Raw genomic sequence first — 15,065 nt, forward strand, 5'->3', positions numbered from 1 at the left:
GAATAAATAAGCCTCTGACCCTTATTCAATAAAGTCGAGAAGCTATAAATTAAGTAGCGTCCTACAGAGCGCCGGGCCGTACCCACTACCGCCCGTACACATCCTCAAACCGCACAATATCGTCCTCACCCAGGTAAGAGCCGGACTGCACCTCGATCATCTCCAGCGCCACCCGGCCCGGGTTCTCCAGCCGGTGCGTGGTGCCCAGCGGAATGAAGGTGGACTGGTTTTCGGACAGCAAAAACACCTCTTCGCCTTTGGTGATGCGCGCTGTGCCGCTGACCACAATCCAGTGCTCGGCACGGTGGTGGTGCATCTGCAGGCTCAGCACACCGCCCGGTTTGACCACAATGCGTTTGACCTGGAAGCGGTCGCCCCGATCAACACCGTCGTACGAGCCCCAGGGCCGGAACACCTTGCGGTGGATGCTGCCCTCAGGGCGTTTTTGGGCCTTGAGCTGGTCCACAATCTTTTTGACGTCTTGCGTCTTGTCCTTGTGCGACACCAGGATGGCGTCGGCGGTTTCGACCACCACCAAGTCACTGACACCGACACAGGCCACCAGGCGGCCTTCAGACAGGGCCAGGGTGTTCTCGCAGTCTTGCAGCAGCACATCACCCTGCGCCACGTTGCCCGAGGCGTCTTTGGGCAGCACCTGCCACAGCGCGTCCCAGGCACCCACGTCAGACCAACCGGCGTTGAGCGGCAGCACCACACCGGCGGGCAGCGTGCTGCTGCTGGTGTTGGCGGCAATGCGCTCCATCACCGCGTAGTCGATCGAGTCGCTTGGGCAGGCGGCAAACAGCTCTTTGCCAACACGCACAAACTCACCGTCAGTCTGACCCGCTTCCCAGGCGACTTGGCAGGCTGCCAAGATGTCGGCGCGGCAGACCCCCAGGGCTGAGAGCCAGACCGAGGCGCGCATCATGAACAGGCCACTGTTCCACAGGTAGTTGCCCGCGTCCAGGTAAGACTGGGCGGTGGCCAGGTCGGGTTTTTCAACAAAACGGGCGATGCTGCGGGCCGCTGCGTCGGCGCTGCCAAACGGGGCACCGGTCTGGATGTAGCCATAACCGGTTTCAGGTGCGTCAGGGGTGATGCCAAAGGTGACCACCGCGCCTGCGTCGGCCAGTGCCGCACCTCGGCTCACCACATCCTGGAACGCTGCCACATTGGTGATGACGTGGTCAGCCGGCATCACCAGCAGCACCGGGTCTGCTCCACCTTTACTAGCAGCTAACGCAGCCAGTGTGAGGGCTGGGGCGGTATTTCTCCCACAAGGCTCCAACACCACGGTGCCACTTTCACCAAGCAGGCGCAGCTGCTCGGCAATGACAAAACGGTACTCTTCGTTGCACACCACCATCGGTGTGGTCAGGCTCACGCCGGGGGTGCCGGTGACACGGCGAACGGTGGCTTGCAGGAGCGAGTCCTGGCCAACCAGGCTCAGCAGCTGTTTGGGGTATTTTTCGCGGGACAGGGGCCACAGGCGGGTGCCGGAGCCGCCGGACAAAACCACGGGTTGAACGAGGACAGGTGTGTTCATACGGTAAGACGGATGGATGTGAATGTTCAGAGGGCCTGGGCTCAGGCGCGGGAATCGCCCCAGCGTAATTGCGCGGTTTCATCACCGCGGTAGAGGGTTTCGCCGGACTGGTCGACACAATAGGTGGGTGAGACGATCATTTCCTTGAAGGTCATGTCGGCGGCAATGCGGGTGTATTCGAACAGGATGCTGCGCACCACCTTGGCGCCTGAGCGGATGTGGCAGCCGTGGCCGATCCAGCTCGGGCCAATGATGCTGGCGCCGGGCTCGATGCGTACGCTGGAGCCAATGTAGACCGGGCCTTCGATGGTGACCTGGTCCCACGGGATCTGCGTGTTCAGACCGACCCAGATGCCGGGTTTGATCTCGCGCCCGGGCATGTTCATCTGCGCCACTTCGCCGCGCAACACGCGCTGCAACACCGCCCAGTAGTCGCTGACGCGGCCGATGTCGATCCAGTTGAAGAAACGTTTCTGCGCAAAAAACGGCGCCTTGCTCTCCACCAGTTGCGGGAACAGTTGTGAGCCGATGTCATAGACCTGGCCGGGCGGAATCAGCTTGAGCACCTCGGGCTCGAAGATGTAGATGCCGGTGCTGGCGGCGGTGGACTTGGCCTCTGATGGCTTGGGTTTTTCCTGGAAGGACAGGATCTGACCGTTGTCATCGGCCACCACCATGCCGTAGTTCTCCACCTCGCTCAAGGGCACATCGAGTGTCACCACGCTGGCAATCGCGCCTTTGAGTTTGTGCTCGGCGAGCGCCGCGCCAATGTCCAGGTCGATGATCGCGTCGCCACACAGCACCAGGGTGGTTTCGTCGAAGAAGCCGCTGAAATCCTGAATGCGGCGCATGCCCCCGGCCGAGCCAAAGGGTTTGGGCGTGACCTCGCCGTGTTCACGCACACCTTCGTAGGCGTAGCCAATTTGGACGCCCCAGCGGTGGCCGTCGCCAAAATACTGCTCGATCTTGTGGTGGTTGTAGGCCACGTTGACCATGATCTCCTTGATGCCGTAGCTGGCCAGGTGTTCGATCAGGTACTCCATCACCGGTTTGCCCAGGATCGGGATCATCGGTTTGGGCAAGTCCTTGGTGAGTGGTCGTACCCGGGTGCCCTGCCCGGCGGCCAGAATCATGCCTTTAGCCATGGTGAAAACCTCTGCTTGTCATTGTTGAAACTCCCAAAAAAGAAAAAATCAGGCGGCTGGCCCATACCCTTGTGGGTTGGCGCTTTGCCAGCGCCAGCTGTCGGCGCACATGGCCTGCAGGTCACGCTGGGCCTGCCAGCCCAGCAGCGCCTTGGCGTAGGCCGGGTCGGCGTAACAGGCGGTCACGTCACCCGGGCGGCGTGGTGAGATCTGGTAGGGCACGGGTTTGCCGCTGGCTGCCTCAAAGGCATGCACCATGTCGAGCACGCTGTAGCCGATGCCGGTGCCCAGGTTGACGGCAAAACTCTGGCCATCACGCTGCAGGGTTTGCAGCGCGGCCAGATGGCCCAGGGCCAGATCCACCACATGGATGTAGTCGCGCACACCGGTGCCGTCGGGCGTGGCGTAGTCATTGCCCCAGACGTTCAAAAACGCGCGTTTGCCAATGGCCACCTGCGCCACAAAGGGCATCAGATTGTTGGGCACACCTTGCGGGTCTTCACCAATCAGGCCGCTGGCGTGGGCGCCCACCGGGTTGAAATAACGCAGGATGCCGATCTGCCAGCTGGGGTCGCTGTGGGCAAGTTCACGCAGCATGTTCTCGATCACCAGCTTGGTCTGGCCGTAGGGGTTGGTGGCCGAGAGCGGGTGGTCTTCGGTGAGTGGCAGACGCTGCGGGTCGCCATACACCGTGGCCGATGAGCTGAACACCAGCGTTTTCACCTTGCAGGCCTGCATGGCCTCCAACAGTTTCACGGTGCCCAGCACATTGTTGTCGTAATACCGCAGCGGCTGCGCCACCGACTCACCCACGGCCTTGAGCCCGGCAAAGTGGATGACCGCGTTGGCACCGCTGGCCTGCAGCGCTGTCTGCAGTGCCGCCTGGTCGCGGATGTCCCCTTCGATGAAGCTCAGTTGTTTGCCGGTGATGCGTTCCACCCGGGCCAGCGCCTCGGGTTGGCTATTTGAGAAGTTGTCAAACACCGTCACCTGGTGGCCTGCATTGAGCAGCTCCACGCAGGTGTGTGAGCCGATGTAACCGGCGCCGCCTGTGATGAAAATCATGATCGGGAGACCTGGAAGTGGGGACCTTTGGAGTTTAGACGGTCTGTGTGACCGTCTTTTGCACCTCACGGCCACCGTTGTGGGCGCATGTCTTGCGCTACGCTATGCCTTATTCCGTTTCCAAATCATGCGTGTCTAGGCGAGTAGCCGCAGGCAGTGCTGACGCACGACAAGGCGAAGCAACAACGACACGTGTGATTTGGGAATGGAATCACAAGCAATCTGTTGGAGATGATGATGTCTTTTGTTGTTCATGGCCGTGCGTTTGCGCACATTGCCGCGTTTCACCCCGAAATCACCGCCTTGCGCCGTGATTTGCATGCCCACCCGGAGCTCGGTTTTGAAGAGGTCTACACCGCCGCACGTGTCAAGCAGGCGCTGGAGCTGTGTGGGGTGGACGAGATCCACACCGGCATTGGCAAAACCGGTCTGGTGGCGGTGATTAGGGGCCAGCGCCAGACCTCTGGCCGCATGATTGGCCTGCGTGCCGACATGGACGCATTGGCGATGGCCGAGCACAACGACTTTGCCTGGAAGTCGTCCAAGCCTGGCCTGATGCACGGCTGTGGCCACGATGGCCACACCGCGATGTTGGTGGGTGCCGCCCGTTACCTGGCCGAGACGCGCCGTTTTGACGGCACGGCTGTGCTGATTTTCCAGCCCGGTGAAGAGGGTTATGCCGGTGCCCAGGAAATGATCAACGACGGGCTGTTTGAGCGTTTTCCGGTGCAGTCGGTTTACGGCATGCACAACTGGCCCGCCATGCGCCCGGGCACCATCGGCCTGAACCCGGGGCCGATGATGGCGGCGGCAGACCGCGTCACCATCGAGATCACCGGCAAAGGTGGCCACGGTGCCCACCCCTACCAGACGATTGACCCGGTGCTGGTGGCCGGCCACATCATCACCGGAGTGCAGAGCATCGTGTCGCGCAACGTCAAGCCGGTCGACAGTGCGGTGATCAGCCTGTGTGCGCTGCAGGCCGGGGATGTGAACGCCATGAGTGTGATTCCCGGCAGCGCCACCCTGGTGGGCACGGTGCGCACCTTCACCGCCGAGGTGCAGTCCTTGGTGGAGCGGCGCCTGCAGGAGTTGTGCAGTGGTGTGGCACAGGCCTTTGGTGCCCATGCCGTGGTGACTTACGAGCGCATGTACCCGGCCACCATCAACACGGCGCCTGAGGCCCGTTTTGCAGGTGATGTGGCCGAAAGCCTGGTGGGGGTCGCCAACCTGGTGCGTGATCTGGAGCCCAGCATGGGTGCCGAAGATTTTTCGTTCATGCTGCGTGTGAAACCCGGCGCCTACATGCGGCTCGGGCAGGGCGCTGAGAACGGCTTGGGCAGTTGTTATTTGCACAACAGCCGTTACGACTTCAACGACGAAGTGTTACCCCTGGGTGCCGCTTTGCACGCCAGCCTGGTGGAGCAGGGCATGCCGCTGGCCCTGGTTTGATGCTGCGTAATAGATAGCTACTAGCCCTTTATCCATAGGGTCTGGAGGCTCAAAAGGCTTGTAAGCTAGGCGTAGCGCTTGTTGCGCAGGTTGTTCTTCATCTCACGCAGCAGCGGCTGCAATTTCTCGCTGCCAATGCGCAGGGCTAGGCAGGTGGCCAGGATGTCGACAATCATCAGGTGCAACAGGCGCGACACCATCGGGCTGTAGCGCTCGTAACCTTCCGGGTGGTCGGCGGCCACATGGATGTCGCCGGCGCTGGCCAGTGGTGAACCGCTGGCGGTGATGACGATGGCGATGGCGCCGTTTTTGCGGGCAATGTCGCAGGCGTCCATCAAGTCGCGGGTGCGTCCCGAGTTGCTGATCACCAGCACACAGTCGCCGCGTTGCATCAAGGAGGCACTCATCACCTGCATGTGGCCGTCGCTGTTGGCCACGCCGTGGATGCCCAGGCGAAAGAACTTGTGCTGCGCATCGCGCGCCACGATGCCCGAGTTACCGACACCAAAAAACTCGATGCGCCGCCCGGCGTGGTAGGTGGCTGTCAGGGCGTCCACGGCGCGCTCAATCGCGCTTGCGGAGGCGTCGTTGCGGTATTTGAGGAAGGCGGCCACCGTGTTGTCGATCACCTTGACCATGATGTCGCTGGTCTTGTCGTCGGCGTCCACACTGCGGTGGATGTAGGGCACACCTTCACTCACGCTGCCCGCGAGCTTGTGTTTGAAGTCGCTCAGACCGTCGTAACCCACACTGCGGCAAAAACGCACCACGGTGGGTTTGCTGACATGGGCGCGGTCCGCCAGCTCACTCACCGGCATCAAGGTGAAGCCGCGTGGGTCACTCAGCACCAGCTTGCCCACACGTTGTTCGGCGGGTGCCAGAGAGGGCAGGGAAGCACGGATTCGGTCAAGCATGGTCTAACTCCCAGGTCAGCATTCTTCGCTCCAGCAGGAGCCGTCGCGCGCGATCATGGCGCTGGTGGCGCTGGGCCCCCAAGTGCCGCTGGCGTAAGGGCGCGGGCCCTGGGTGTCGTTGCGCCAGTGGTCGATGATGGGCTCGACCCAGCGCCAGGCTTCTTCCTGCTCGTCACTGCGCACAAACAGGTTCAGGCGGCCGTCCATCACGTCAAGCAGCAGGCGCTCGTAAGCGCCCACACGTTCGGCGCCAAAACGTTTGTCAAAGTCCAGGTCCAGGTGCACCGGCGCCAGGTTGTTGGAGTTCTGGCGTTTGTCCTGGGCTTGCGCCAGCAGGTGTAACTCCAGACCGTCCTTGGGTTGCAGGTTGATCACCAGCCTGTTCGCCATGCCGATCTGCGAGTTGAAGATGGCGTGGGGGGTGGGGCGGAAGTTCACCACAATGCGGGAGTCGCGGCCCGCCAGGCGTTTGCCGGTGCGGATGTAAAACGGCACACCGGCCCAGCGCCAGTTCATGATTTCGGTGCGCAGCGCGACAAAGGTTTCGGTGTTGCTGCTGGGGCTCACACCCAGTTCTTCGCGGTAACCCGGCACCGCCTGGCCCGCAATCGCGCCGGCGCTGTACTGGCCGCGGATCACGTCCTGCGCCAGGGTTTCCGCAGTCCAGGGTTTGAGGGAGCGCAGCACCTTGAGCTTCTCGTCGCGGATCGCGTCGGCGTGGGAGTTGATCGGCGGCTCCATGCCAATGGCGCACAACAGTTGCAGCGCGTGGTTTTGCACCATGTCGCGTAGCGCACCGGTGGTTTCATAAAACGCGCCACGTTTTTCCACACCCAGCTCTTCGGCAATCGTGATCTGGATGTTGGCAATGTGTTCACGTCGCCACAGCGGCTCGAACAGGGCGTTGCCAAAACGCAGGGCAAACAGGTTCTGCACCGCCGGTTTGCCCAGGTAGTGGTCAATGCGGTAGATCTGTTGCTCAGAAAACACCTGGCCCACGGTGTGGTTGATCGCGCGGTTGCTGGCCAGGTCGTGGCCCAGCGGTTTTTCCAGCACGATGCGGGTGTGCGGCGTGTTCAGGCCAGCGGCGCGAAGTTGTTCGGCAATGGTGGCGAACAGGTTGGGCGCGGTCGCCAGATACATCACCACGGTGTCGGCCTGGCGCTGGTCCAGTTTGTTTTTCAGGAAGGTGTAGTGCTCGGGCTTGGACAAGTCCATGCTGACAAATTCCAGCAGCGCGGCGAAGCGGTCGAATTCTTCGCTGCTGGGGCGTTTTTCCAGCTCCACATGACCAAAGCGTGAGGCGATCAGGGCGCGGTAACGCTCGTCGCTCAAATCATCTCGGCCAATACCAATGATGCGCACACCGGCGGGCAGGGTGCCGTGTTTGAAGGCCTGGAACAAGGCGGGCATCAGCTTGCGCCAGCACAGATCGCCGGTGCCACCAAAAAGAACAAGGTCAAAACTCATAAGTCTGAAGGTGAGAGTGGTCGGATGAGTCGTGACTGTAACTTCGTTTCATCAAAGCTTGTAACCGGGTAACAATTTTGCGCAAGAAGCTCACGTTGTTGGCGTTTCCCCGATGCGCGTGCCCCAAAAATGGGATTACAGTGGTGTCGTCACCAAACGGTAATTTATTTGTAGCGAATCTGTCATGAGAACTTGGACCACCAACCTGGGTTTGTTTACCCATCCAGGTGCAGACACCAGGGTGCACATGATTCGGGCTGTTTGGCACCCCGTCGCTTTCCCGGTTCATCTCCCTCCCAAGCGCAGGCCGCTGGTGGATGGCGCTGTCGCTCTTTGGCCGCAGCAAGACCTGGACGGGGCACGATTTTTTTGAGGAGCTGATATGAAAAAAATGTTCGTTGTGTCGGTGCTGGCCGCTGCCAGTGGGTTTGTTCAAGCGCAAACCGTGAACGTGATTTGTTCGGTGCAAGCCGAATGGTGCAACATGATTGGCACCGTGTATGCCAAAACCACCGGGACCAAAATCAATGTGTCGATGAAGGGCTCCGGTGAGGCGCTGGCCCAGCTGATTGCCGAGAAAGACAACCCCAAGACCGACATCTGGTTTGGTGGCACCGGTGACCCGCATCTGCAGGCCGCCGAGCTGGGGCTGAGCCTGGAGTACAAATCACCGACCTTGCCCCAGCTGCAGAGCTGGGCGCAACAGCAGGCACAACAGTCTGGCTACCGCACCGTGGGTATTTACTCCGGTCCGCTCGGCTTTGGTTACAACACCGAGCTGCTGGCCAAGAAAAAAATGCAGCCACCCAAGACTTGGGCCGACCTACTCAACCCGGCGCTCAAGGGCGACATCCAATCCGCCAACCCGGCTTCGAGCGGCACCGCCTACACCATGGTGGCCACGCTGGTGCAGTTGATGGGGGAAGACAAGGCGTTTGAGTACCTGAAAAAGCTGCATGCCAACATCAGCCAGTACACCCGCAGTGGCACCGGCCCGATCAAGGCCGTGGCACGTGGTGAAACCATGGTGTCGATCAGTTTTGTGCACGACGCTCCGGGCGAAAAGATGAATGGTTTCCCGATCGAGGCGGTGACACCGACCGACGGCACCGGTGCCGAAATTGGCTCGATGAGCATCATCAAGGGCGCGCGCAATATGGATGCCGCCAAGAAGTTCTACGAGTGGGCGCTGACACCGGCAGCCCAGGAAATGGCGGCTGCCGCCAAGCAGTTCCAGGTGCCCTCCAACAAGGCGGCCAAGGTCGACCCCCGTGTGCCGGACTTCAAGAAGATCAAGTTCATCAACTACGACTACGCCAAGTACGGCGCCTCGGCTGAGCGCAAGCGCTTGATTGCCCGCTGGGAAAAGGAAGTCAATTCCTTGCCGCGTTGACCCCGTCCTGCCAGGTCAAAGCCTGGGCGCAGCGGGTCTTGCGCCCGGTCTGGCGGCGGCGCTGAGCGCCGCCTTGTGTGATTTACCTTGAGCTTCTTGTGAACAAACATCCCAATCAGGCGATCCGCCTCTGGATCGTCCTTGGCCTGCTGGCCTATCTTTTGTTGCCGTGGTACGCCATCCAGGACACTGCCTGGTACAGCGTTTTGCCACAGATTTTTGCGGGCCCGGACACCGCCAATGGCCTGATGCAAACCGTGGTGCATGGCCGTGTCTGGCTGGGCCTGGGCCTGGTCGGCTTGGGGCTGTGCGCCGTGAGTCTGTGGCTGCCGGCAGGCAGGTCACAAAGTGGCTGGCTGCTGGGTGGGGGCTTGCTGGGTTTTGTGGGGCTGCTGGCCAGTGGTTTCATGATTGGCGCCCGGGGCTGGTCGTTTGCCGCGTTGAACACGCAATTTGGTGAGTTGGCGGTCAACCAGTACGGCATTGGCATGGGTGCTTTCATCGCCTTGCTGGCGCTGGTGATGCTCACCGCGTTTGGGCTGGCGCGCCGGGGCTATTTCAAGGGGGATATGTTCATCGCCTCGTCGGTGCTGGGCTGCTCGGTGCTGCTGCTGCTGTTCATCGCCTTTCCGGTGACCAAGGCACTCTACGGTGCGTTCCTCAACGAAGAAGGCCACTGGGCCTGGTCGGCGATTTTTGAGCGCATCGGCAACGAGCGCGTCTGGGGCCTGGGCTGTGTGAGTGGTGGCATGCGTTGTGGGGTGGCCTGGAACACCTTGTTCCTGGCCCTGCTGACCGCCACCGGCACCGTGATCCTGGGCACCATGATGGCGCTCTTGGCCGAGCGCAGTGCCGGACCACGGGTGCAGACACCGCTGCGTGTGGTGGCGCTGCTGCCGATCATCACGCCGCCGTTTGTGGTCGGTTTGGGGCTGATCCTGCTGTTTGGCCGCGCCGGTGTGGTCAACCAGTTTCTTGAATACGCCTTTGACTTGCCGCCCACCCGCTGGTTCTACGGGTTGTTTGGCATCTGGATTGCCCAGTTGTTTGCCTTCACCCCGATTGCCTTCATGATCATGCGGGGGGTGGTGCAAGGGGTGGCGCCGAGTATGGAAGAAGCTGCGCAGACCCTGCGTGCCAGCCGCACCAAAACCTTTTTCACCGTGACCCTGCCGCTGCTCAAGCCGGGCCTGGCCAATGCCTTTCTGGTGGGGTTTATTGAGAGCATTGCCGACTTTGGCAACCCGATTGTGGTGGGCGGGCAGTTCTCGGTGTTGTCCACCGACATCTTTTTTGCCATCGTGGGCGCCCAGTATGACCAGGGCAAGGCGGCCTCGCTGGCCTGGATTCTGACGATGTTTGCGCTGGCGGTGTTTGCGATGCAGCGCGCCCTGCTGGGCAAACAGAACTACACCACGGTCAGCGGCAAGGGCGACGCCGGTATACCGATGGCTTTGCCCGACGGCGTGCGCCGGGTGCTCAACGTGGTGGTGTACCCCTGGCTGGCGTTCACCGTGGTGGTTTACCTGTTTGCTTTTGCCGGTGGTTTTGTGCAGACCTGGGGCCGCGACTACACCCTGACCCTGGCCCACTTCAACACCGCTTTTGGCCTGGAGTGGGGCGACTTTGGGCTGGTCTGGGCGGGCACCGCCTGGAACTCTTTTTTCACCACCGTCAAACTCGCCGGGCTGGCTGCCCCGATGACCGCCGCGGTGGGCCTGCTGATTGCCTACCTGCTGGCGCGCACCGAGTTTCGCGGTCAGGGCGGTTTTGAATTTGTGGCCCTGCTGGCTTTTGCTATTCCCGGCACGGTGCTTGGGGTCAGTTACATCCTGGCCTTCAATGTGCCGCCGGTGGAGCTGACCGGCACTGGGCTGATCATTGTGCTGTCGTTCATGTTCCGCAATCTGCCGGTGGGTGTGCGGGCCGGTACCGCCGCCTTCAAGCAACTTGACAAGTCGCTTGACGAGGCTTCGGTGATGTTGCGGGCCTCGACCCTGCAGACCTTGCGCCATGTGGTCTTGCCCTTGCTCAAGCCCGCACTGGTGGCCGCGCTGGTCTACAGCTTTGTGCGCGCCATGACCACGGTGAGTGCGGTGATCTTTTTGGTGACCGCCGAGAACGAGCTGGCCACCTCTTACATCATTGGCCGGGTGGGCAATGGCGACTACGGTGTGGCGCTGGCCTATTGCACCGTGCTGATCATCCTGATGTCGGCGGCGATTGCCCTGATCCAGTTTCTGGTGGGTGAACGCAAACTGGGCCGCCGCAAGATCGGCCTGAAGCCTCCCGCCATTGCAGCCCACTAATTTCCTGAGAGACAAGCATGACTTACGGCGTTGAATTCAAAAATATCACCAAACGGTATGGCATCGACAAACGTGCACCACTGGTGATCAAAGGAGTTGATTTCGAGATTGAGCAAGGCTCGCTCACCACCATTCTGGGACCCTCCGGCTGTGGCAAAACCACGGTGTTGCGCATGATCGCCGGACTGGAAACCCCCACCAGCGGGCAGATTTTGATGCAGGGCAAGGATGTCACCACGCTTGGCCCGGCGGACCGCAATGTCAGCATGATGTTCCAGAGTTACGCGCTGTTCCCCCACATGAACGTGTTGGAGAACGTGATGTACGGCCTCAAGATGTCCGGCATCGAGAAGGGTGAGGCCGCGCGGCGTGCGGTGGAGACCCTGGGCAACGTCGGTCTGGTCGGTTATGACGACCGCCTGCCCAGCGAGTTGTCGGGTGGTCAGCAGCAGCGTGTGGCGCTGGCGCGTGCCCTGGTGCTGGAACCGGGCGTTTTGCTGTTTGACGAGCCTTTGAGCAATCTGGATGCGCGCCTGCGCCGTGAAATGCGCGAGGAAATCCGCAGCTTGCAGCAGCGCCTGCACCTGACCGTGGCCTATGTCACCCACGACCAGAGTGAGGCGCTGGCGGTGAGTGACCAGATCATCGTGATGGACAACGGTCTGATTGCCCAGCGCGGCACACCCCAAGATATGTACGAGCGCCCAAGCAGCGAGTTTGTCGCGGGTTTCATGGGCGAAGCGATGTTGTTCCCGGGGCAGGCCGATGCGGCGGGCTGGGTTCAACTGGGTCCACTGCAGATTCATTCACGCCAGACCGTGCCTGCCGGCCAGGTCAAGGTGGCGGTGCGGCCCGAGGCCTGGCACATCCACCACGATGGCAGTGGCCTGCCAGCCACCTTGCGCAAGCTGGCCTACCTGGGCAGTTTTTTTGAATACACCTTTGACACCGCGCTTGGGCCGATTTTTGTGGTCTCGCCCGATTTGACCGATGTGCTGGCGCTGGGCGCCGAGGTGGGCCTGACGCTGGCCGATCACGGCGTGTCGGTGGTGCAGGCCAGCTGACTTGTCCGGGCTCGCATTTGCGCTGATCCTGGTCGGCGCACTGATCCATGCCGGCTGGAACATCGTCGCCAAGAAGGCGCAAGGGGATGCCCGTTTCACCTTTTTCAGCTGCATCATCATGGCGGTGGTCTGGTCGCCGCTGGCGCTTTGGCTCGGCTGGGAGGTGATGCCGCTGTGGGGGCTGACCGAGTGGTTGTTCATCGCGACCAGCGGTTTTGTGCACTGGGTGTACTTTGTCTGCCTGCTCACCGGTTACCGCAAAAGTGACTTGACCGTGGTCTACCCGCTGGCACGCGGCAGTGGGCCACTGCTGTCCTCGTTTGTCGCGGTGGTGGTGTTTGGTGAACGCCTGAGTGCCCTGGGTGTGGTTGGCATTGTCGGTGTGGTGGCGGGGGTGTTCCTGATTGCCGGTGGGCCGGGGCTGTTCAAGGCCGCACACGACCCGGCTCGGCGTGAGCGGGTGTTGGCCGGGGTGTTCTGGGGGCTGCTGACAGGTGCCCTGATTGCCGCCTACACGGTGCTCGATGCTTATGCGGTCAAGGTGATTGCGCTGTCCCCGATCCTGTTTGACTACTGGTGCAACATCCTGCGCCTGCCGTATGCCGTGGTGCCGGTGCTGCGCAACCGGGCCGAGGCCTGGCGGTTGTGGCAGCAGCAGTGGCGCTACGCGCTGGTGGTGGCGGTGTTCAGCCCAATGGCTTATGTGTGTGTGTTGTTTGCGGTGCGGCTGGCACCGGTCAGCCATGTGGCCCCGGCGCGTGAGGTCAGCATGTTGTTTGCGGCCTTGATTGGCGGGCACCTGCTCGGTGAAGGGGATCGGGGCTTGCGGATTGTGGGGGCAGTAGCGATTGCGATGGGGGTGATGGCCCTGGCTTTGGGCTGAGCTATACAAGTTTTGTTATGGCTTGTGTCGTAGAAACTGTGGTAGGCGGGCGATGAAGTGGGGCCAAATGCCGTAATAATCCGTTCATGAACCAACTCAACGCCCTCAAACAATTCACCACCGTGGTTGCCGACACTGGCGACTTCAAGCAGATCGAGGCCTACCAGCCAACAGATGCCACCACCAACCCGTCCTTGATCCTCAAGGCCGTGCAAAAGGCCGAGTACCGGTCGCTGCTGACTGACACCGCCACCCGCTTCCAAGGCCGTGCGCTCGATGAGATCACCGACCGCCTGCTGGTGCGTTTTGGTTGCGAGATTTTGTCCATCGTGCCGGGTCGTGTCTCGACCGAAGTGGATGCCCGTTTGAGCTTTGACACCAACGCCACCATCACCCGTGCTGAGCGCATCATTGCGCTGTACCAGGCCGAAGGCATCCACATCGACCGCGTGTTGATCAAGGTCGCCTCCACCTGGGAAGGCATCCAGGCCGCTGCCGAGCTGGAGCGCCGTGGCATCCACACCAACCTGACCTTGTTGTTTGCGTTCTGCCAGGCGGTGGCTTGCGGTCAGGCCAAGGTGCAATTGATTTCGCCGTTTGTTGGCCGCATCTACGATTGGTACAAGAAGTCGGCTGGCGCAGCCTGGGTCGAAGCCGACAACACCGGCGCCAACGATCCCGGCGTCAAGTCGGTGGCGCAGATCTTCAACTACTACAAAAAGTTTGGCATCACAACCGAGGTGATGGGTGCCAGCTTCCGCAACGTCGGCCAGATCACCGCCTTGGCCGGTTGTGACCTGCTGACGATCAGCCCCGACCTGCTGGCCACGCTGGCTGCCACCGACGAGCCGCTGGTCAAGGCGCTCGATGCCCAGGCCGCACAGTCGCTGGACATGGAGCCGGTGAATTTTGACGAAGCGTCCTTCCGCTTTGCGCTGAACCAGGACGCCATGGCGACAGAGAAGCTGTCTGAGGGCATCCGCGCCTTCTGTGCTGACGCCGTCAAACTGGATCAACTCTTGCTCGGACATTAAGCATGAACACCACACGTTGCGACCGCACCCCCAGCTGGGCGGCGCTGCAGGCCCGGTTTGAAACCAGCGGGCGCAGTTTTGACCTGCGCCCCGAGTTTGCGGCGGACCCCCAGCGCTTTGCCAGCTTCAGCCAAAGTGCGCCGCACGTGTTTGCCGACCTGTCCAAAAACCTGATCGACGAGGCCACCCAGGCCTTGTTGCTCGATTTGGCGCGTGAAAGCGGTCTGGAGTCGCACCGCGATGCGATGTTTGCCGGTGCCAAGATCAACAGCACCGAGCAGCGTGCTGTGATGCACTGGTTGTTGAGAAATCCGCCTCTGGCCCTGACGGATCAAGGGCGAGCAGATATCAAAAATGTAGCGACTGAGTTGACCCAGGTGCATGCCACGCTGGATGCGATGCTGGCTTATGCCGAGGCTGTGCGGGCCGACGCCGACATCACCGACGTGGTGAACATCGGCATTGGTGGCTCCGATCTGGGGCCGCAGATGGCGGTGCTGGCGCTCGACGAATTTGTCACGCCGGGCAAACGCTTTCACTTTGTCTCGAATGTGGACGGGCATGAGCTGGCGGCGGTATTAAAGAAGGTCAAGGTCGAGAGCACCTTGTTCCTGATCGCCAGCAAAACCTTCACCACCATCGAGACCATGACCAACGCGCACAGCGCCAAGGCTTGGTTCGAGGCGCAGGGTGGCACCAACATCGCGCGGCATTTTGCGGCGCTCACCACCAATGTGGCGGCCGCCAACAGCTTTGGCATCAGCACCACCTTTGGTTTCTGGGACTGGGT

The 15,065-nt window shown here is 61.3% G+C and carries 11 protein-coding genes and 1 pseudogene; 7 read left to right on the forward strand and 5 right to left on the reverse strand.

Going from position 1 to position 15,065, the window contains the following annotated elements; translation table 11 throughout:
* Positions 1-85: 85 nt before the first annotated feature.
* From KKO72_RS17995 to galE, 3 genes are read right to left on the reverse strand one after another with little or no spacing between them, the layout of a single operon-like run.
* Entirely contained in the window at positions 86-1,546 is a 1,461-nt protein-coding gene (locus KKO72_RS17995; protein ID WP_214942236.1) for a mannose-1-phosphate guanylyltransferase/mannose-6-phosphate isomerase, read from the reverse strand.
* Between the two features lie 41 nt (positions 1,547-1,587).
* Positions 1,588-2,691, reverse strand: a complete 1,104-nt coding sequence (locus KKO72_RS18000; RefSeq protein WP_227330456.1) for a sugar phosphate nucleotidyltransferase — start codon at positions 2,689-2,691, stop codon at positions 1,588-1,590.
* A gap of 48 nt (positions 2,692-2,739) precedes the next feature.
* Positions 2,740-3,756, reverse strand: coding sequence for a UDP-glucose 4-epimerase GalE (galE, locus tag KKO72_RS18005; RefSeq protein WP_251140758.1), 1,017 nt, complete (start codon positions 3,754-3,756; stop codon positions 2,740-2,742).
* Positions 3,757-3,993: 237 nt separating this feature from the next.
* Between galE and KKO72_RS18010 the strand changes: the two genes are divergently transcribed.
* Positions 3,994-5,208: a M20 aminoacylase family protein gene (locus KKO72_RS18010; RefSeq protein WP_251140759.1), complete on the forward strand. Its 1,215-nt coding sequence runs from the start codon at positions 3,994-3,996 to the stop codon at positions 5,206-5,208.
* Positions 5,209-5,273: 65 nt separating this feature from the next.
* On the opposite strand, the gene KKO72_RS18015 is transcribed toward KKO72_RS18010, so the two are convergent.
* Positions 5,274-6,122, reverse strand: a complete 849-nt coding sequence (locus tag KKO72_RS18015; protein WP_180129266.1) for a MurR/RpiR family transcriptional regulator — start codon at positions 6,120-6,122, stop codon at positions 5,274-5,276.
* Between the two features lie 15 nt (positions 6,123-6,137).
* Complete coding sequence (gene zwf, locus KKO72_RS18020; protein ID WP_214942242.1) at positions 6,138-7,592, reverse strand: glucose-6-phosphate dehydrogenase; 1,455 nt, start codon at positions 7,590-7,592, stop codon at positions 6,138-6,140.
* Positions 7,593-7,974: 382 nt separating this feature from the next.
* Here zwf and KKO72_RS18025 point away from each other — a divergent pair, with 382 nt between their 5' ends.
* The 6 genes and pseudogenes from KKO72_RS18025 to KKO72_RS18050 form a co-directional block, all read left to right on the forward strand.
* Positions 7,975-8,985, forward strand: coding sequence for an ABC transporter substrate-binding protein (locus KKO72_RS18025; protein ID WP_078364261.1), 1,011 nt, complete (start codon positions 7,975-7,977; stop codon positions 8,983-8,985).
* A gap of 98 nt (positions 8,986-9,083) precedes the next feature.
* The gene (locus KKO72_RS18030) at positions 9,084-11,294 is read left to right on the forward strand and encodes an iron ABC transporter permease (protein ID WP_214942245.1); all 2,211 of its coding nucleotides are present in this window, start codon (positions 9,084-9,086) and stop codon (positions 11,292-11,294) included.
* A 17-nt stretch (positions 11,295-11,311) separates the two neighbouring features.
* Positions 11,312-12,358, forward strand: coding sequence for an ABC transporter ATP-binding protein (locus KKO72_RS18035; RefSeq protein WP_214942248.1), 1,047 nt, complete (start codon positions 11,312-11,314; stop codon positions 12,356-12,358).
* Position 12,359: 1 nt separating this feature from the next.
* The gene (locus KKO72_RS18040; RefSeq protein ID WP_214942251.1) at positions 12,360-13,241 is read left to right on the forward strand and encodes an EamA family transporter; all 882 of its coding nucleotides are present in this window, start codon (positions 12,360-12,362) and stop codon (positions 13,239-13,241) included.
* Positions 13,242-13,327: 86 nt separating this feature from the next.
* A complete protein-coding gene (gene tal / locus KKO72_RS18045; protein WP_214942253.1) occupies positions 13,328-14,275 on the forward strand; it encodes a transaldolase in 948 nt (315 codons plus the stop codon).
* A gap of 2 nt (positions 14,276-14,277) precedes the next feature.
* Positions 14,278-15,065 (forward strand): annotated as a pseudogene (locus KKO72_RS18050) (glucose-6-phosphate isomerase); the annotation flags it as partial.

Source organism: Rhodoferax sp. U11-2br (assembly GCF_018619435.1).
In the GTDB taxonomy this organism is placed as follows: domain Bacteria; phylum Pseudomonadota; class Gammaproteobacteria; order Burkholderiales; family Burkholderiaceae_C; genus Rhodoferax.

Coding starts and splice junctions, on each gene's coding strand:
- KKO72_RS17995 (WP_214942236.1), bottom strand. CDS start 1,546: ATGAACACACCTGTCCTCGTTCAACCCGTGGTTTTGTCCGGCGGCTCC.
- KKO72_RS18000 (WP_227330456.1), bottom strand. CDS start 2,691: ATGGCTAAAGGCATGATTCTGGCCGCCGGGCAGGGCACCCGGGTACGA.
- galE (WP_251140758.1), bottom strand. CDS start 3,756: ATGATTTTCATCACAGGCGGCGCCGGTTACATCGGCTCACACACCTGC.
- KKO72_RS18010 (WP_251140759.1), top strand. CDS start 3,994: ATGTCTTTTGTTGTTCATGGCCGTGCGTTTGCGCACATTGCCGCGTTT.
- KKO72_RS18015 (WP_180129266.1), bottom strand. CDS start 6,122: ATGCTTGACCGAATCCGTGCTTCCCTGCCCTCTCTGGCACCCGCCGAA.
- zwf (WP_214942242.1), bottom strand. CDS start 7,592: ATGAGTTTTGACCTTGTTCTTTTTGGTGGCACCGGCGATCTGTGCTGG.
- KKO72_RS18025 (WP_078364261.1), top strand. CDS start 7,975: ATGAAAAAAATGTTCGTTGTGTCGGTGCTGGCCGCTGCCAGTGGGTTT.
- KKO72_RS18035 (WP_214942248.1), top strand. CDS start 11,312: ATGACTTACGGCGTTGAATTCAAAAATATCACCAAACGGTATGGCATC.
- tal (WP_214942253.1), top strand. CDS start 13,328: ATGAACCAACTCAACGCCCTCAAACAATTCACCACCGTGGTTGCCGAC.